Here is a 16,191-nt window from a genome sequence, read left to right as displayed (position 1 = left end):
TGTTTGACGCTGGCATGGCCGACTATGCACCCCCGGTGAGATCCCTCCGGACGACAGCTAGGAATGGAACTCTGTTACGCCTTACTTTGGTTCTTAGGCGGATCACCTATCCGCCGTGGCTCGGCGCTGGAGCCGGGGCATGCAAGGCGGGACACCGGGTGCGCCGGTGCCGTCGCGAGACAGGGAGAGTAGCAAGTGACTGTAGTGAGCAACGAATTCGTACTGTCCGATGGCTGCGAAGAACTATTGGCGGCTGAGGGGATCAGGGTATTTGTTGGCCCCGACGGACTGGACCGTGCCGTCTTCTATATCGACAGCGAGCGCAACCCTCTGCCGGGGTGCGATCCGAACGAGTTCGGGTATGCGGTGACTCAGATCAACTACATCGAGCAGGCCGAGGGCGTGGCCGTGTGTGAGGTGATGAAGATCAGTGAGCTGGTAGACCTTAGATCGAGGGTGAGCGCCGGGGCACAGTAGCCGGGAATTAGCGCAGAAAGGAGCCACCGACTGTAGTGTCGGTGGCTCTGCTGTGTGCCCGTAGTGAGCGCCGTCGAGGCATGAGGCAAGGCGAGCGCCGTAGGTGTGCGGTGGCCGTCGAGTCATCGCCGAGAGCGTCGAGGCCTTGCCGAGGCATCGGCCCCGAGCGCAGCGGTATTGAGCTGAGGGGTTCGCTTCTACGTGCAGACTGGCGGAGGCACCGGGGGTGACCCCCTGGGGGTGGGGTCACGATCACCGCTGGTGGATAGCAGAAGCGGACGTTCCCACTTCAGAAGTCCACGGCTCAAGCGGGCAAGCCGGACAAACGCCTTTCCCTCAGCGATTTTTGCCAAAGCCAAGCGTGCCACAAAACCCCCACAACAAGCACCGCTAACGTGGAGAATACGGAATGGAAAAGCTGAGTTTCGATCACCAAAGGTGTTCGAGTACCGCTATACAGGGGCACAATTGCCGCCGCATACAGTACCGTCAGGATAAACGCGACAAGACTAGACAGCGCCAACCAGAGCATCGACTTCCATATGCCGTGGGGCGCGGTCTTTCGAGCAACGAGAAAGGCAAGCCCAGTAAGGGCGAGAAGAACGGACACTAAGTATATGAATCCGAACCACGCCATAATTGGTGCCCACGGAGCGAACACCAGCGCCGCAGTTAACACGGTTACCGCGTAGGCAACCAGAAGAATTAAGTACTTGGAGCGTAGAAAACTCCAAAGGTTTTGCCTTTGGTCGTTATCTTGACGGTCATGACTATTACCGTCCATGGGCGCAGGTGTCCTCTCGCTATTCTCTATTCGTTGCAGTGCTTCCAGCCACGCTACCTATCGCAAAGACCAACCACAAGTGTCCTTACGCTTCAGGCAACTGCAGCGAAGAGGATAGACGCGCCCCTGCTCAAACAGCTAGGGGCGCGTCAGTGTCTACCGGATCAGGGGCCGTCCATTACCAGGTGGTTGGGTCGGAAAGTACCGGCTCCAGCCCCATGCCTGCGGTGGACTGCATAGCGCGAGAGCGGCGCAGTCGCTCGGCTGTCCAAGCGTCGTGCGCCTGCTGGAACCGTGCGTACGCTTCGCGCTTCGGCACGTTGCGCTCCCATTCGGCCTGAGCTTCGGCTTCTCGCTGACGCTCTTCTTCGCGGCGCTGCCGGTCTTCGGCTGCGAGTTGTTCCCGACGTGAAACAGTTCGCGGGTTTTCGGGAACCGCCAGCGCCTCAGATACGGTTGAGGCCGTCAGGCCAGCGGGGTTGAGGCGGATCCCGTCGAATACATGCTCTCCTGTACCGCCAGACGGTACCGAGTACCGAGGGTGTGAGTAGTCGATGCCAGCACCCTTAGCGATGGTGGCGACTTCGCGCTCAAGGTCGGTCAAGGTGTTGAGCTCAGCCCATGCCTCGGCGGCAATAGGTGCAAGCTTCGCCGCGTACCGCCGAACAAACTCGGCACGACTGAAAGCACCGATAGTCTCGGCGCGATCCTGCATCTGAGCGAGGGCGAGCACCCGGACCGCCTCAGCGGCTTCGGCTTCGGCCTCGGCAACAGCCGATGCCCTTGCCGTGACCATGCGCTCATACCAGGTAATCGTGGCTGAGAGTTCGGCCCCGTCGTGCGCCCAATTCTTCGGCTTGGACTTCGCAGTGTCGGCGAGCGCTTCGTGATCTGCGAGCTTCTGCCGTGCGGTCTGGAGTTCTGACTGAGCATCGGCCAGGGCCTCTCGGGCCTTGGCAAGCTGAGAGTCTGCCGCTTCAGCGGCTGGACGGTGCTGATCTTCGTTCGTTGTCTTGATAGTCAATTCAATTCCTTTTGTACTGGATTCGTGTTGTTTTGATTGAGTGTGGGCATCGGGTGGGTGATTCCACCCGGTGTCCTTGTGGGTGATTTTCATTCACCGGATTCGTATAGGTTTTGGAGTGGACAGCTGACCTCGGCTTCTGCGATAGCATCGGCAAGGCAAAGCGCCGCCTCAATCTGATCGAGGTACTTGTCCATCTGCCGCTCGCGGCGAATGTCGGGATCGCGTAGCTCTTTGACTTCGAGCCGGTCGAACCGGCGTTCGAGATGCGCTGCGTACTCGCGGAGCGTGTCGGCAGACACACCGGCCTGCGTCTCAATCGTGATCAAGAGCAGACCTCCATCCCGGCGAGGTCTTCGACCTCGGCGAGACTGTCGGCATCACCAGTCCAGGGCCAGATACCCGTAGCCAACTCGACACGTTCGCAGCCTCGGAAGTTCCGGTCGCGGAATGCTTCGATAGCCGACCCGACGCGAGCACCGACGTGCTCGTCAGGGACTATGAGAACTTCAAGCTTCGGCTTATAGAATGTCTTGGAATATGCTTTGCCGTCGCGCATCCCTGCCATGCAGGATGCTTCTATCTCTGTCGTGCCTCGGGCTGTCACGTAAGCGCCTCGGCTTACGAATGTCAGCGGGCACGTGAGCCCGAGGGTGAAGAATTTCCCCGGTTCTAACGCGGATATTTCGATGTATTCAAGATCGTCTGTGATCTGTACATGCATTTGTTGATCTCATTCTCTCGATGCCGGTGCTTTTCACCGACGGCATGGGTGTTCACCTCCTTTGTGGTTGTCGAGAGTGGTTGTGATTGGGTTCTTACACGGTTCGTGTGCGGTCTGGATTAGACAGCGCGGGCGACGCGCTTATCTGCGAGTAGGAACTCGGTGCCGAGAAGTGCGTTCGCAAGCAACGTCCCGGAACCGTAAAGAGGCAGGTCGTGAGCTTCGGCGAATGCCAACAGTTCAGCCGATGCTTCGCGGTTCGCCTGAGCGACCCGCCAGATATTCGTAGCCTGCTCGTCGCGGGTCAGCACTTCGTGCTTCTTCTTTGTCATCGGAATGACGTGTAGCGGGTTACAGCAAAGCTTGTTATCGCATGAGTGCGACAGCTCCAATCCCTTGGCATGTGGCCCGAAGAAGTGAACATAGGTCAGCCTGTAGGTTGTCCATGTCAGTCCCGCGCACCCGATCTGGGCGCGCCCGTTGGTGCTACTCTTCTTTGCCGGTGTAAGCCAGCAGCCAGTAAAGCTGTCGGCGGTGATGATTCCGCCGAGCCGGTCGAGAGCACCTTGCACAGCCCCCGGTCTCGCTTCTTTGAGGTACTGATCCTCATGGCGGCGGCAAAAGCCGCGCTTCTTTCGCCCTTTACCTCGTGTGTTCGAGTCCCGGAGAGACGAACAATTGTAGAGCGTGCCGTCTTCGCGGCGCACTCGGTATGAGCAAGGCCCGTAAATCACACGGCGCTTCTTGTTGTAGTGCTTCACACAGACCCAATACGAATATCTGATCCCTCCGCTTGTGTAGCGGACAGTCGAGACTCCATCAGAGTCGCAACCTCCCGTCTTCGTATCCCAGTATTGGCACTTGTCATACTTGCGCTTAACGCGCTTCTTCTTATTTACTGACCGATCGGTCGGTTGTAAAGTTGATTCTGCCACTCATTCCCTCTCGACGTGGCCGCACCCGCCATTTCTGGGCAGGAAGCGTCCCATTCTCTCTGTCTCGATGTCGCCTATTCGCATGGGGTCGTTCCCTACTGGACTGCCCCTTAGTCGCTCTTCTTCGCCTCATGGAGCTATAGCGGAATGAGTGCTTAGTTCTTTATTTCTTGCTGACTCAGCCACGCATCCAGCGAGTCGATCCGATACCGAACATTCTTGCCAATCTTCACGAATGGCGGAGCGGTCGAACTCCGCCGATTGTTACGCAACCACGACACCGAGCAGCCGATGTACTCGGCGGCTTCGTGTTCGTTCATCACAGCCGTTCGAGGCTGTACTTGCTGACTGAGGTAGTTCTCAATCTCCGCGATCAGGGTTGCGCTCTGGTCTTCGTGGTCGACAATCAGAGTGGCAGGCCGGGAGCCTGCCTGTGCGTTTTCGGGCATAGGTACGTCCTTTGTGAATCTTGCGGGTCTACCGATTTGTACTTGCGACACCTAGACACAGGCAGACTTGGTGGACTGCCCGTTTGCCTCGGCCTGCTAGTGCAAGGCGAGCGTTTGCCGGTCTCTCGTGCTCTCGCAGCCGCACTGATCATTCAGGGCCGGGCACCGAGGGGACTTGACAATCATGAGTCATGTCATCGAGCTGAGACGACATGTCAACCACATCATCTTGTGGCGGTCTACGACATTACCTCTATATCCAGTGTTACACCAGTGTCATTTCGGCGGTCCACACCCCTACGTGGGCATCGTCCACATTCGTCCACACGGCGCTTCAGTCATTGATCCCTTGATTTGTCAAGGTGCCAGCGAGCCCTGCAAGCGATTTCAGAAACAAATTCGCCCTGCCTATCCACCTCCATCCACAGGAAAGATTTCTGTCTGTGGGCATGTCAGGACTACCTCGGCACAGCCGAGGCGACAAGGAATTTCACGGTCGGCGCAAGATGACGAAGTCAGCCGCCCTCCGCGCCTCCAGCGCGTAGCCTCAGCGCATGGACGAAGCTATTAACCCCGACTCAGACATCGTCGTTGCCGAATGGAGCCCACACGGCTCGCACCGATTTACATGCTGGGGCGAGCGCGACGGCGCTCGACTCCCTGGGACGGTTCGCGTCCGAGACCTCACAGAGCTAGACCATGAACTAGCTATGAGCGGACTGCAGACTATCCCCACGCTTGCCATTGACTCGGTGCGCCGGGATCGTTCCCGCGATGGAGAGGTCTACGCTGCCTCGGTGATACGCGGACTGTGAGTTGTATTCTTGCACTATGAGCGTGAAGAAGATTCAAGGCCCAAAGGGTGCAACCCAGTACGAATGCCTCTACCCCGTCATGAAAGACGGCCAGCGGATATATCGGCGGAAGAAGTTCAAGACTAAGAAGTCTGCGCAGGACTTCGACCGCGAGGCCCACGCAAAGCTGGACACCGCAGCCAACGTCGATCAGTCTAAAGCCGAGAAGCTGACTGTCGGCCAGCTTCATCATGAGTGGCTGCAATTCCTCCGCAACACTGGCGGCAGGCGCAATACGGGCACAGCCGAGAACACATTAGAGGCGTACGACGGCATCTTCCGGTCTGTCATTGAGCCAAGGTGGGGCGGTGCCCCACTCGCGACAGTCACAGATCGAGCCGTCAGAGAGTGGGTGGAACTCGGTGAGTTTAGCTCTCATGGCCGCAAAGCCAAGGGCGTTCGGCAGTTCAGTCGCCTCATGTCGTATGCGACGGGCAGGTACGTCACGGCGAACACGGTGAAGCCGTATCTGAAGCAACTACCGAAGTCGGACGGTTCCGACATCAAGTCTCAGTGTCTCGGCATGAGGCAGGTTTACCGGATCGCGGCGTGCTCAGCGGAGCACTATGCACCGATGTTCATCTTCCTCGCTCTTACAGGATTGAGGTTCGGAGAGCTTGCCGCTCTCCGTGGCCGTGACGTATCGGGCAACAGGCTAAATGTCCGTAGGACTCAGCGGACGATAGACAACAGGATCAGCTACGCCGACGTGACCAAGGGCGGCGAGCACCGATCTATTCCGCTGACAGCTATCGCGCTTGCGATAGCGAACGAACGCATGTCAAGTAGAGGGCAGGATGATCACCTGTTTACCGCGCCCAAGGGTGGCGACCTCCAGAATCAGAACGTCAACAACCGCGCGTTGAAGCCTGCCGTGTTGATTGCTTCCGCGTCTGTTGCACGCCTCCAGGACGGCCTGGGCTTCAAGGAATCTCGGGGCGACTTCCGAATCTACGGCGAACGAACGGAGGCTGCCGTGCGAGAATTCCAGCAGGCCCACGGCCTGTCTGTCACGGGCGTGGCAGATCCCGCCACGCGCGAAGCTCTCGGCCTAGACGATCATCGCCACTCCTACCTACTTCAGAATGGCGACCGCGACTTCCCGGAGGACTTCAGCTTGCACGGATTCAGACATACGTGTGTGTCGCTCGTGGTAGGAGCGGGCGCGAACGTGAAACATGCTCAACTGTTCGCCGGTCACGCCTCAGCGTCGATGACACTCGACACCTACAGCCACCTGTTTGACGACGATCTAGAGGGCGTGGCCGATGCCCTCGGCAAAATCGCGTTAGACGCTCAAGACACCGAGAGTCTGACGCTATCGCGGTAGCATTCCGCGACAAGACTTGCATTTTTCTTGCACTGCATCGACGCTTGCCCAGTGTTCATAAGGAACTAATCACGGCCTTTTAATCCGCGGGTCGTGGGTTCGATCCCCACGGGGCCCACCGCGAGATGTGCCGCGGCTTCGCAGGAACGAGGTCGCGGCACATTTCTCATTCCCTGCTTATCTGACAGCTCGTTTCCCCTCTCGAAGCACCTCCTTCAGTCCCTGATTGTGGTCGATGCGCCGAGGCATATCTGCGGAATCGATGGATTCTCCTCGGCGCATCGACCACAAACGGGCACACGACAACGGCTGTACCGGAAGTGACACGGGATGTTTCCTGACGAACACCCTCTGCAGACAGGCAATCGCATAGAGTCGACGTCGTCAGCAGATCACTGCCGACGACACAGTTCGCGGTCGGCTCCGGAAAATGTCTGGGAGGGGCCACTTCACAGACAGACACAATTCTGCCGACAGGCCCAACAGCTGAGCCGTTGCGACGGCGAGAGAGATAAGAACAATGAGTTCGAACTACCGAGCCCAGGCTGGGCTTGCCTTCCACGGACCCGGTCCTTGGCGTAACCGCGGTCCGCTGACGCCGGCACCATCGGTTCGACGCTGGCGGGCAAGGATCCTCGATTCGGTCTTCGTCATCTTCCTCACCGGGATGCTCTTCGGCATTGCCTTTGCCCTCGCCGGGATCAACATCATCTCGATCGACGTCGCCACCGCAATCGCACTCATCAGCTACCCGCTGATGGCACTGTTCTTCGGCGCTCTCTACGGTTGCACCGTCTCTCCCGGCCAAGCGCTGTGTGGAGTCGTCACACTCAAGCACAGCGGCAGACGTGTCGGTTTCTGGCGGGGAATAACACGTTATGCAGCCGTCGCGTTCTTCCCGATCACCATCGTGCTCGCCATCTGGACGTTCTTCCACGCGCCCGCAATGGATCTGGATCCGATCGATGTCTACCTCAGGACGCCGCAGGTCAGGTAGACGCAGCTTCCGACTTCGGATCACCGTCGACGTCCGCGCCGTCACGGACGGCGTTGTCGATCGCGATCACCGCGCCGGGGCGTGTGAGTTCGAGGGCCGCTGCGAGATAGGCGGGGCTGTTCGGCTTGTCGGCGTCGATGAACACGAAGTCGAACGGCTCAACACCGCCTGCCATTCATCGGCTGCCGGATAGCGATTGGTCAGTGCCGCGGATTCGCTTTCGCCCGTACCTTCATTCTTGCGCATCTGAATCCACCTGCGCCGTTGAGGGAGAAATCATTCGCGGTTCCACAGGCTGCTGGTTCAATTGGAGGATGACACCGCTTGCATCTGGCCCGAAGACCCGAGCTGCGGGGCACGAGGACCGCGATACAAAGGGGGAACAGGTGTGCTGAAGACTCCAGAAGCCGTCGTGAGCGAATGGGAGGACGCTTGGAACCGAGCAGATGCCGATGCTTTGGCCGATCTGTTCGCCGAGGATGCCGAGTTCGTCAACGTGGTGGGGCTCTGGTGGCACGATCGAGCGAATATCCGTGACGCCCACACTTTCGGTTTCACCCACATCTTCCCGAGCTCACGGATCACCATGGACGAACCGCGAACTCGACTCGTCGGTGCAGATGCGGCAGTCGTCCAAGCCAGGTGGCACCTCACCGGACAGGTCACACCTGCCGGCGAGCCGGCAGGCGACCGTCGCGGGATCTTCACCTTTGTACTCGAACGCCGCACAGGCGGCTGGGTCGCAGTCGCGGCTCAGAACACCGATATCGAACCCAGCGCGCAGACACACATCAAGCTGCCCGAAGGCCGAAATGCGATCCACTACAAGAAGCGGACCACCGACTGATCGAACCGGAAGGAAAGAGTCATGACATTGCATCCTGGGCTTGAGGTCGTCTCGGGTCTACTCGGAGCCTGGCGAGGTGACGGCCATGGCGAGTACCCGACAATCGAGCCATTCGACTACACGGAAGAGGTGACATTCACCGATGTGTGTAAGCCGTTCCTCCACTACGTGCAGAGGACCTGGTCGCCAGCCGGGGCACCGATGCATACGGAAACCGGTTACCTGCGGATCGCCGATGGGACGCGAGTGGAATTCGTCCTCGCTCAGCCCACAGGGCAGGTCGAACTCGCTGAAGGCCCGCTGACGAAGACAGCAGAAGGTTTCACCTGCGAGTTGCGCTCCCAGGTGGTCAACGCGGGCACGGCCAAGCGTGTCGAAGCGACCACGCGCCGAATCGAACTGGCCGGAGACATTCTCACGACCAGCTTCGCCATGGCGGCGGTGGGGGAACCGATGACACATCATCTGGCCTCACAGATGCACAGAATCAGCTGAGTCAGACTGACCCAACGGATTCCCGCTGTGCTCAGTTTTTTCGGTGGCTGCGCCTCAGCAGCGCGCCTTCAGGTCCTAAGGGCGCAGTCGATGGCGTCCGGAGGTCCCCCGGCTGGGGAGGCCACGAGTCGTCACTGAAGCGAACGACCGCCGAAGACCTGCTGCAGCGGGATCGAATTGTCCTGCCACGGGGTGAGGATCCACGCGACGAGGTAGGCACCGATTCCGAGCACGGGGAGCAGGAACGAGGCGAGGACGATGAGTCGCATGATCCAGACATTGACGCCGGTCACCTCGGCGAGGCCACCGGCGATACCACCGAGGATGCGGTCGGGACCGCGACGGAAACCGATTTTGCGGATGGAGTCGAATAATGAGTTCATGTCTGTGACTCTACGGATCCGCCGTCCCCGTCGCACTAGTGGTGACCGTCGAGACCGATTGAGGAAAACCGGAATCCGCGCCGATCCAGTAGCGACGTTTGGCCGGACCGTCACAGGTTTCGCGCACGTCCTCGAGAACTCCTCCGCAGCGCTCGATCACCCTCGCCGAGGCGGCGTTCGTCTCATCGCAGGTGACGAGCACACTTGTGATTCCGCTCGCTCGCAGACGTTCGACCGAGCGTGACAGGATCTGTTGAGCGTAGCCTCGGCCACGGAATTCCGGAGCCACCGCATAGCCGACGTGCCCGCCCAGTGAGAATAGGAAATCGTTGAGTTCGTACCGGATGGAGGTACGTCCGACGGGATGGTCGGCCACCTCGGCGACGAGGAATTCCGCACGCACTCGCCCCGGTGGAAGGTCGATTCCGCGGGCCTCGCGCTCGTAGGTGGCGATGATGTCGTCCCACGTGCCCTCAGCCTGGAGGAATTCGAAGTCGTCGGCGCGCAGCTGCTCATGGAACTTGCGCAGCTCCGCCTCATCGGTGTGCGCCAATGGACGCAATCGCAGAATTTCGCTCATCGTGCTCCTTCGAAGGTCGGTTCCTCGCGCCGGGCGAACTCCGGGGCGTGTTCGGCGGTGATGCCGACGCCGAGGATGCGCGCCGGTATTCGGGTGAGCACGGGAAAGGTCGTCAGCAGCCACTCCAGCGGTGCCGGTGGTCGGATGGGACGGTGCCCGTGAACGGCGGGTTCGACCATCCGGTGGATGCCCGACTGCAGGAGTCCGACGGCCCGGGTGGTCGGGAGTCGTCTCAGCTGCAGGCGCCGCAGATCCGACGAGTTCACCGTTCCTGAGCGCAGCGGTTCGGCGAGCATCCGTGCGACGGCGACTCCGTCCTGTACCGCTAGGTTGACCCCGACCCCGCCGAGCGGGCTCATCGCATGTGCGGAATCACCGATGCACAGCAGACCGTCGGCGAACCATCGTCTGGCCTCATTGCGGCGAACGTCGAGGAGCTTCACATCATCGAAGTCGACGGCGCCGACGTCGTCGGCCAGCTGCGGATAGGTCGCGGCGACTGCGTCACGCAGCGATTCGATGCCCTCGGCGCGCAGGCGCTCGTCCGCACCCTTCGGGATGAGGCGGGCGATCTGCACGTGTCCGTCGCGGGGAATCGCGACGAAGACCTCTCCGTCACCTCCCCGCGGCGCGACGGAATCGGGCAGGACCGCCTCGGTGTCGATGCGGAACCACCACACGTCGATCGTCGACGGCAGCTCTCTCATGGACAGCCCCGCCGCGGCCCGGGCCTTCGACCACCTCCCGTCGGCGGCGATGACGAGCGAGGCGCGGAATTCGAGGGTGTGCGGGGTGGCTGGTTGGGCAGAAACGGTGGCGTTGGTGGTCGGTTCCACGCCGGGACCGACGGTGTCCTCAGTCGGAGGTACCGCCTCGGCGAGCGTGGAATTCCGTACACGGAGACCGACCACACGGTCGCCGTCCCAGATCAACGAGGCGGCCTCGACACCCATCCGCAGGTCGAAGTTCGGCTCGGACTCCCCTGCCTTCGCAAGCAGGTTGAGGAAGTCCCACTGGGGTGCGATCGTCATGAACGGATGGGGCAGATCGAGGCGGGTGAAGTCGGCGAGCAGGACGTCCTCGCCGTCCCTCCCGGCCAGGGTCACGCCCTCGACGCGACGATGCGCGATGCGGGCGAACTCGTGGTAGAGACCGAGCCCGTCGAGCAGTCGCAGGGTCGAGGGGTGGATGGTGTCACCGCGGAAGTCGCGGAAGAAGTCCTCGTGCTTCTCGAGCACCACGACCTTCACCCCGCCGCGAGCGAGCAGCAGACCGGCGACGATCCCGGCAGGGCCGCCTCCGGAGATGACGCAATCGACGTGTTCGGTGTCGTGTCGGGTGGCGTGCGTGCTGTCGGTATCGGACATGACACTCTCCTCGGCTGGTCGGCGCTTCGACGCTGTTGACTCAGTGAGTGCTGGGCCCGGCGGCACCGTTGACTCAGTGAGCGCTGGAGCTCGTTTCCCAGCGTAGACCTCGATCCGGACGGAGGAAATGGGATGCGCGCTAATGCCGACCGGTCTACGGCCCACTGCCTCGGCGGCGGAGGTGACAGCTGGTTCAAAGCGCAGGAGAGCGGCTTTAAGGCTGGGCACTCACACTTTGAGCCAGTTGGTGTGCTGTCGATGCGTCAGTTTGGTGTGCTGTCTATGAGCCAGTTGGTGTGCTGTCGATGACATGCCGCGGATCGGCACTTGGTCAGCGAGGCTGCCCGCCGGCCTCTTCTCCGTGCCATCGAAGCGTTCGCGGCAGCGGCCGGTGAGCAGGCAAACATCGGTACACTCGTCCCATGCACCATGGGACCGTCGGAGTCAGATGAATATTTCGTGCCGATGACCGTACCTCCGGCATCGATCGGCCGGTAGCATCCAGTCCTGGCACATACTGTCCGCCCACCCGTACCCGCCGATGCCGAAGCCATGGCCCGTGTCCACGTCGACACCTGGCTCGAGGCCTACCGCGGGATCATGCCCGACGACCTCCTCGATGCTCCCGATCTCCTCGATCGCCGACAGCGGATGTGGACGCAGATCCTCGCCGAGGCGGATCCGCAGAAATACGCGTGCGCCGTCGCCGAATCCGACGGTGAGATCGTCGGCATCGCAATGTCCGGACCGCCGGAGGATGCGGGAAGCCCCAGCGTCGAAGACAGCCAGGATGAGTGCGGCGGCCCCGAGCGCGGGCTCAGCCGAACCGCGCGTCCCGAAGCCCGCCACCTCTACGTCCTATACGCCTACCGCTCCATACACGGAACGGGCGTTGGCCAAGACCTCCTCGACGCCGTCATCGACCCGACCGTGACGACTGCGCTGTGGGTGGCCGACCCGAATCCGCGCGCTCAGGCCTTCTACTCGAAGAACGGCTTCGTCGCCGACGGCACCGTCAAGTCCGATGAGTACGACGGCGTGCGCGAAGTGAGGATGGTGCGGCCGGCACGGGCTCAATTCGCTTCAGGTGACGCGAAACTCGAAAAAGTCGTCGCCGGAGACGACTCTTTCGAGTTTCGCGTTACCTGAGCCCCTGTCAGGTCCAGACGATCCGATCCTGTGCACGCAGTTTCCCACCGGCACCGAGGTGGCCGAGCGTGAGTGCACCATCGAGCGGCCCGCCGTCGGGCTCGACGATGGTGACGTTCGGTTGCAGACGTGCGGCTTCGGTGCGGAATCCCTCGACGAGGCGGCCACCGGCGGCCGCGACTCCCCCGGTGAGCGCGATGCGGATCGGCGAATCGGCAGTCCGGCCGTGCTCCGAGACGACGTCGGCGCTGGTTGAGCCGCACTGGCCGACCCGGAATGATCTGCCACCGGAGTCGGCGGTCCGCGCCGCGGCGACGGCGCTGCAGGCGGCTTCCTTGCCGGCACCGCGGAGCAGCTCGGCCGAAGCAACGTCACCGGCGCGAGCGCAGTCGGCGATGTCGACGGCGAACTCGGCGAGCAGTCCGGCTCGGTCATTGCGGGTGTAGAACTGGCTCGGCCAGGAGGCTGGTGGTCCGAAACGATGGGTGGCCGCCTCGAGCAGTGCACGCCCGCGCTCATCGAGTCCGTCATGGGTGCGCAGAGCGAGTTCGAGGCCGTGGCGGCCCAGCCACGCCCCTCCCCCGCGGTCGCCGAAGAGGTGGCCCCAGCCGTCGGCACGTGACCAGTCGGATGGCCAAACTCCGTCATCGCCCGGACCCTGGTGGGCGATGGCGATGGCTCCGGTCCCGAGCACGGTGATCGCCCCGCCGATTCCGCCGAGGGCGCCGAGGTGAGCGGTCACGGCATCGATGGCGGCGACTGTCGACACCCCGAACTCCGAGGAGATGGCGGCGAGCGCATCCGACGGGTCCTCGGCGAGGGAGGCGATGCCGGTGGCTCCGATGCCGATGCCGGTGACCTCGGAGAAGCAGTCGGGCCAGGTCTCCGCGGCCGTCCGCACGAGTTCCCGAACCATACGGAGAACGTTGCTGCCGCTCGGCCCGATCTCGATGCGCGGGCCGGTGAGTTGGTCGATGATGCGCGGGACGAAGCCGGTGTCGACGGCAGTTCCAAGTTTCACGGTCGGCTCGCTGTCGATGCTGCCGAGTGGTTCGGCAACGACATCGACTTCGCCGAGCGCGACCCGACTGCCGGTGCCGCCGATGTCGATGCCGAGGACGAGGCTCATGCGCCCACGGTACCCGGACCGTCGGACCTGGTGCTTCCACCCGGACCGCCGTCGTCCGATCCACCGGCTCCACCCGGAGCGCGGGCGGCGGACCGGTCGGAATTGCCTGACGCACTTGTCCCGACGAGCTCGGCGATCGCGGCTCGGACCGAACCGTCATGGGATTCCAGCGTCGATGCGGCCAGTGCGGGGGCCGCCTCGGTGAAGGAGACGACGATCGCCGTCTTGAGGTCACCATCGCAGCGCTCGAGCAGCTCCCGGGCGTCGGCATCGTCGAGGTCAGCGGCCTCGCGGAGGATGCGCACGGTGCGTTCGCGCAGCTTCGCGTTCGTCGCCACGACCGAAACCATGAGGTTGTCCCAGGTCCGGCCGAGTGCGACCATGAGCGCGGTCGAGAACCCGTTGAGGGTGAGCTTCTGAGCGGTGCCGGCCTTGAGCCTCGTCGACCCGGTGATCACCTCGGGGCCGGTGTCGAGCACGATATGGTCATCGGCCTGCTCGGCCACGGGTGCGTGCGGGTTGTTCGAGATGAGCACGGTGTGCGCGCCGTTCGCCCGCGCCGCGTCGAGCGCGCCGCCGACGTACGGGGTCGAACCGCTGGCTGCGATGCCGATGGCCACATCGTCAGGCCCGAGCTCCCCACCGGCCGCGGATCCGTCGGCCCCGGAATCCTCGGCGTTCTCGACGGCGTTGACCAGGGCCGCCTGGCCACCGGCGATATGCCCTATGACCCGGCCCGGTTCGAGGTTGAACGTCGGCAGCAGTTCGCTCGCGTCGAGGACGCCGAGTCGACCCGAGGTGCCCGCGCCGAAGTAGTGGACACGGCCGCCTCGGCGCATGCGTGTAGCGCTCGTATCGACGAGCTCGGCCAGCTGCGGGAGGGCCGCGGCGACCGCGTCGATCACGGCGTGGTCTTCGGCGTTGAGGACCTGGAGGACGCCGAGGGTGTCGAGGTCATCGAGCCCGGAGCTGGCCGGATTGCGCTGCTCGGTCGGCGACAGGGGGCGTCCGCTCGACGTCGGTTCCGCCGTCGACGTCGTCGACTCCGGCGACGGGATCGGGGCGGGCTGGGCCGAACCCGGCTGGGAGGAGGTCATGGGCGGGTGCTTCCTTCCACCTCGGCGATGGTGGGCTCTTCGACGACCTTCGTCTTGTGACGCAGGCCGAGCAGCCCGCCGACGATGGAGGTGACGATGACGCCGAGCAGCGGGTACCACTGCCATGCCACCCACACCTCGCCAGTGACGTACTTCTCCATGACGAAGAAGAACGCGTTGACGGCCACGGCCAGAGCGAACGCGATGTTCGCGTCGACAGCTCGGGCCCGCTTGTTGACGATGCCGAAGACGAACGCACCGAGCAGACCGCCGTAGGTGATGCCGGCGATGCCGAGAGCGAGGATGACGATGTTGCCCGAGTCGGATTCGAAGACCGTCGCCGGCAGGATGAATGCGATGCCCCAGCCGATCGTCGCCCAGCGGCCGACCTTGAACCCCTGCTCGTCGGTCATCGGGGTGCGCTTGAGCTTCGCGTACACGTCGTTGACCGTCGAGGACGACAGAGCCGACAGCGACGAGGACAGCGTCGACATCGCGGCGGCGAGGATGCCGGCCAGCAGCAGGCCCGAGATTCCGGTGGGCAGACCTTCGATGATGAACAGCGGGAAGATCTCGTCGTCGCGGGTCAGGCCGAGATCCGCCGGCAGCGCGTGGTCGTAGTAGGCCCACAGCGCGAGTCCGACGAGGAGGAAGATCGCGAACTGAACGACCACGACGACGCCGGAGGTGATGAGCGCCTTCTGCGCCTCGAGCTTCGACCGGCAGGACAGGAGTCGCTGGACGATGAGCTGGTCGGACCCGTGCGAGGCCATGGCGAAGACTGCGCCGCCGAGGAACGACGGGATGAATGACGCATCCGCGGAGATCGGGTTGCCTTCGAATACGAAGATGTTCGCCTTCCCGGCTTCGACCGCCTCGGCGAACCAGCCGCCGCCGATCGATGCCGAGATGATGATGATCGCGAGGATCCCGCCGAGGACGTAGAGGATCATCTGCGCGACATCGACCCAGACGACGGCCTTGATGCCGCCGATGAACGTGTACACGATCGTGACGAGCGAGAGGACGACGATGATGACGAAGTAGTTCGTGTGGATGCCGAGCCCGTCGAGGATGACCTTGAGCGGGATGGCCGCGGCGAGCACGCGGATGCCGTCGGCGAGCAGACGGGTGAAGAGAAAGGTCACGCCGGCCGTGGTCTGCGTCGACTGGCCGAAGCGTTTGCCCAGGTAGGCGTAGGCGGTGATCATCTCACCGTCGTAGTAGCGCGGGAGCATGAAGTAGGCGACGACGACGCGGCCGAGGATGTAGCCCAGTCCCAGCTGCAGGTAGTTGAGGTCGCCGAGGTAGCTCATGACGGGGATGCCGATGACGGTGAGCGCGCTCGTCTCGGTGGCGACGACGGACAGGCAGACGGCCCACCACGGCAGGTCGCGCCCGCCGAGGAAGTAGCCCTTGAGGCTGCTCTGCTTTCCGCTCAGCGCCAGTCCCAGCCACGCCGTTGCGACGAGATAGGCGATGATCACCAGGACGTCGATGATCTGCATTGGTCTCTCCTTGTTGGGGTGTGGAGTGTGTCGGGTTCGATTGTGGAGTCGTGGTCGGTTTG

19 protein-coding genes are annotated in these 16,191 nt (G+C 62.5%); 6 read left to right on the top strand and 13 right to left on the bottom strand.

The annotated features are described in order from the left end of the window. The first annotated feature begins 204 nt into the window (after positions 1–204). Complete coding sequence (locus GUY37_RS02560) at positions 205–477, top strand: hypothetical protein (protein WP_166821854.1); 273 nt, start codon at positions 205–207, stop codon at positions 475–477. Between the two features lie 304 nt (positions 478–781). On the opposite strand, the gene GUY37_RS02555 is transcribed toward GUY37_RS02560, so the two are convergent. The 6 genes from GUY37_RS02555 to GUY37_RS18970 all read right to left on the bottom strand — a co-directional run bounded on the left by GUY37_RS02555 (position 782) and on the right by GUY37_RS18970 (position 4,393). Further along, positions 782–1,261, bottom strand: coding sequence for a hypothetical protein (locus GUY37_RS02555; RefSeq protein ID WP_166821851.1), 480 nt, complete (start codon positions 1,259–1,261; stop codon positions 782–784). A 178-nt stretch (positions 1,262–1,439) separates the two neighbouring features. Beyond that, on the bottom strand, positions 1,440–2,378 hold the full coding sequence (locus tag GUY37_RS02550; RefSeq protein WP_166821848.1) for a hypothetical protein: 939 nt from the start codon (positions 2,376–2,378) through the stop codon (positions 1,440–1,442). Further along, complete coding sequence (locus GUY37_RS02545; RefSeq protein ID WP_166821845.1) at positions 2,375–2,614, bottom strand: hypothetical protein; 240 nt, start codon at positions 2,612–2,614, stop codon at positions 2,375–2,377. Before GUY37_RS02545 ends, GUY37_RS02550 begins: the two co-directional genes overlap by 4 nt. Next, positions 2,611–3,009: a hypothetical protein gene (locus GUY37_RS02540; RefSeq protein ID WP_166821842.1), complete on the bottom strand. Its 399-nt coding sequence runs from the start codon at positions 3,007–3,009 to the stop codon at positions 2,611–2,613. Before GUY37_RS02540 ends, GUY37_RS02545 begins: the two co-directional genes overlap by 4 nt. A 119-nt stretch (positions 3,010–3,128) precedes the next feature. After that, a complete protein-coding gene (locus GUY37_RS02535) occupies positions 3,129–3,770 on the bottom strand; it encodes an HNH endonuclease family protein (RefSeq protein WP_166821839.1) in 642 nt (213 codons plus the stop codon). A gap of 329 nt (positions 3,771–4,099) precedes the next feature. Next, entirely contained in the window at positions 4,100–4,393 is a 294-nt protein-coding gene (locus GUY37_RS18970) for a helix-turn-helix transcriptional regulator (RefSeq protein WP_208094741.1), read from the bottom strand. Between the two features lie 831 nt (positions 4,394–5,224). Between GUY37_RS18970 and GUY37_RS02525 the strand changes: the two genes are divergently transcribed. Beyond that, a complete protein-coding gene (locus GUY37_RS02525) occupies positions 5,225–6,577 on the top strand; it encodes a peptidoglycan-binding protein (RefSeq protein ID WP_166821836.1) in 1,353 nt (450 codons plus the stop codon). Positions 6,578–7,097: 520 nt separating this feature from the next. After that, positions 7,098–7,574: an RDD family protein gene (locus GUY37_RS02520; RefSeq protein ID WP_166821834.1), complete on the top strand. Its 477-nt coding sequence runs from the start codon at positions 7,098–7,100 to the stop codon at positions 7,572–7,574. On the opposite strand, the gene GUY37_RS02515 is transcribed toward GUY37_RS02520, so the two are convergent. Further along, a complete protein-coding gene (locus GUY37_RS02515) occupies positions 7,567–7,749 on the bottom strand; it encodes an O-methyltransferase (RefSeq protein ID WP_228278315.1) in 183 nt (60 codons plus the stop codon). The genes GUY37_RS02520 and GUY37_RS02515 overlap by 8 nt on opposite strands. Before the next feature lie 213 nt (positions 7,750–7,962). Between GUY37_RS02515 and GUY37_RS02510 the strand changes: the two genes are divergently transcribed. Both GUY37_RS02510 and GUY37_RS02505 read left to right on the top strand, forming a co-directional pair. Then, on the top strand, positions 7,963–8,421 hold the full coding sequence (locus GUY37_RS02510; RefSeq protein ID WP_166821831.1) for an SgcJ/EcaC family oxidoreductase: 459 nt from the start codon (positions 7,963–7,965) through the stop codon (positions 8,419–8,421). 21 nt (positions 8,422–8,442) lie between these two features. Further along, positions 8,443–8,916 (top strand): FABP family protein, encoded by a 474-nt coding sequence (locus tag GUY37_RS02505; protein WP_166821813.1) that lies wholly within the window; start codon positions 8,443–8,445, stop codon positions 8,914–8,916. Positions 8,917–9,047: 131 nt separating this feature from the next. Here the strand turns inward: GUY37_RS02505 and GUY37_RS02500 are convergent, their stop codons facing one another. The 3 genes from GUY37_RS02500 to GUY37_RS02490 are packed head-to-tail and all read right to left on the bottom strand — an operon-like array spanning position 9,048 to position 11,246. After that, positions 9,048–9,299 carry a PspC domain-containing protein gene (locus GUY37_RS02500; RefSeq protein ID WP_166821810.1) on the bottom strand — a complete coding sequence of 84 codons (252 nt, stop codon included), beginning with the start codon at positions 9,297–9,299 and terminating at the stop codon, positions 9,048–9,050. Positions 9,300–9,309: 10 nt separating this feature from the next. Beyond that, a complete protein-coding gene (locus tag GUY37_RS02495; protein WP_166821807.1) occupies positions 9,310–9,879 on the bottom strand; it encodes a GNAT family N-acetyltransferase in 570 nt (189 codons plus the stop codon). Next, positions 9,876–11,246: an FAD-dependent oxidoreductase gene (locus tag GUY37_RS02490; RefSeq protein ID WP_166821804.1), complete on the bottom strand. Its 1,371-nt coding sequence runs from the start codon at positions 11,244–11,246 to the stop codon at positions 9,876–9,878. The genes GUY37_RS02495 and GUY37_RS02490 overlap by 4 nt, the downstream gene beginning before the upstream one ends. A 552-nt stretch (positions 11,247–11,798) precedes the next feature. On the opposite strand from GUY37_RS02490, the gene GUY37_RS02485 reads away from it, so the two are divergent. Beyond that, positions 11,799–12,395 (top strand): GNAT family N-acetyltransferase, encoded by a 597-nt coding sequence (locus GUY37_RS02485; protein WP_166821801.1) that lies wholly within the window; start codon positions 11,799–11,801, stop codon positions 12,393–12,395. Positions 12,396–12,402: 7 nt separating this feature from the next. Here the strand turns inward: GUY37_RS02485 and GUY37_RS02480 are convergent, their stop codons facing one another. Genes GUY37_RS02480 through GUY37_RS02470 form a run of 3 tightly spaced genes read right to left on the bottom strand, consistent with a single transcriptional unit; the run spans position 12,403 to position 16,129 of the window. Next, positions 12,403–13,524 (bottom strand): BadF/BadG/BcrA/BcrD ATPase family protein, encoded by a 1,122-nt coding sequence (locus GUY37_RS02480; RefSeq protein ID WP_166821798.1) that lies wholly within the window; start codon positions 13,522–13,524, stop codon positions 12,403–12,405. Beyond that, a complete protein-coding gene (murQ, locus tag GUY37_RS02475) occupies positions 13,521–14,621 on the bottom strand; it encodes an N-acetylmuramic acid 6-phosphate etherase (RefSeq protein ID WP_166821795.1) in 1,101 nt (366 codons plus the stop codon). The genes GUY37_RS02480 and murQ overlap by 4 nt, the downstream gene beginning before the upstream one ends. Further along, on the bottom strand, positions 14,618–16,129 hold the full coding sequence (locus GUY37_RS02470) for a sodium:solute symporter (RefSeq protein ID WP_166821792.1): 1,512 nt from the start codon (positions 16,127–16,129) through the stop codon (positions 14,618–14,620). The genes murQ and GUY37_RS02470 overlap by 4 nt, the downstream gene beginning before the upstream one ends. Positions 16,130–16,191: the final 62 nt, after the last annotated feature.

The organism is Brevibacterium limosum (genome assembly GCF_011617705.1).
Lineage (GTDB): Bacteria > Actinomycetota > Actinomycetes > Actinomycetales > Brevibacteriaceae > Brevibacterium > Brevibacterium limosum.
Note: the sequence above shows the minus strand (reverse complement) of the source record. Positions and strands in the feature narration are given on the sequence as shown.

Excerpts from the sequence above, each read along its gene's own strand:
- GUY37_RS02555 (WP_166821851.1), bottom strand. The coding sequence starts at position 1,261 with ATGGACGGTAATAGTCATGACCGTCAAGATAACGACCAAAGGCAAAAC.
- GUY37_RS02550 (WP_166821848.1), bottom strand. The coding sequence starts at position 2,378 with ATGAAAATCACCCACAAGGACACCGGGTGGAATCACCCACCCGATGCC.
- GUY37_RS02540 (WP_166821842.1), bottom strand. The coding sequence starts at position 3,009 with ATGCATGTACAGATCACAGACGATCTTGAATACATCGAAATATCCGCG.
- GUY37_RS18970 (WP_208094741.1), bottom strand. The coding sequence starts at position 4,393 with ATGCCCGAAAACGCACAGGCAGGCTCCCGGCCTGCCACTCTGATTGTC.
- GUY37_RS02525 (WP_166821836.1), top strand. The coding sequence starts at position 5,225 with ATGAGCGTGAAGAAGATTCAAGGCCCAAAGGGTGCAACCCAGTACGAA.
- GUY37_RS02520 (WP_166821834.1), top strand. The coding sequence starts at position 7,098 with ATGAGTTCGAACTACCGAGCCCAGGCTGGGCTTGCCTTCCACGGACCC.
- GUY37_RS02515 (WP_228278315.1), bottom strand. The coding sequence starts at position 7,749 with ATGGCAGGCGGTGTTGAGCCGTTCGACTTCGTGTTCATCGACGCCGAC.
- GUY37_RS02505 (WP_166821813.1), top strand. The coding sequence starts at position 8,443 with ATGACATTGCATCCTGGGCTTGAGGTCGTCTCGGGTCTACTCGGAGCC.
- GUY37_RS02500 (WP_166821810.1), bottom strand. The coding sequence starts at position 9,299 with ATGAACTCATTATTCGACTCCATCCGCAAAATCGGTTTCCGTCGCGGT.
- GUY37_RS02495 (WP_166821807.1), bottom strand. The coding sequence starts at position 9,879 with ATGAGCGAAATTCTGCGATTGCGTCCATTGGCGCACACCGATGAGGCG.
- GUY37_RS02490 (WP_166821804.1), bottom strand. The coding sequence starts at position 11,246 with ATGTCCGATACCGACAGCACGCACGCCACCCGACACGACACCGAACAC.
- GUY37_RS02485 (WP_166821801.1), top strand. The coding sequence starts at position 11,799 with ATGGCCCGTGTCCACGTCGACACCTGGCTCGAGGCCTACCGCGGGATC.
- GUY37_RS02480 (WP_166821798.1), bottom strand. The coding sequence starts at position 13,524 with ATGAGCCTCGTCCTCGGCATCGACATCGGCGGCACCGGCAGTCGGGTC.
- murQ (WP_166821795.1), bottom strand. The coding sequence starts at position 14,621 with ATGACCTCCTCCCAGCCGGGTTCGGCCCAGCCCGCCCCGATCCCGTCG.
- GUY37_RS02470 (WP_166821792.1), bottom strand. The coding sequence starts at position 16,129 with ATGCAGATCATCGACGTCCTGGTGATCATCGCCTATCTCGTCGCAACG.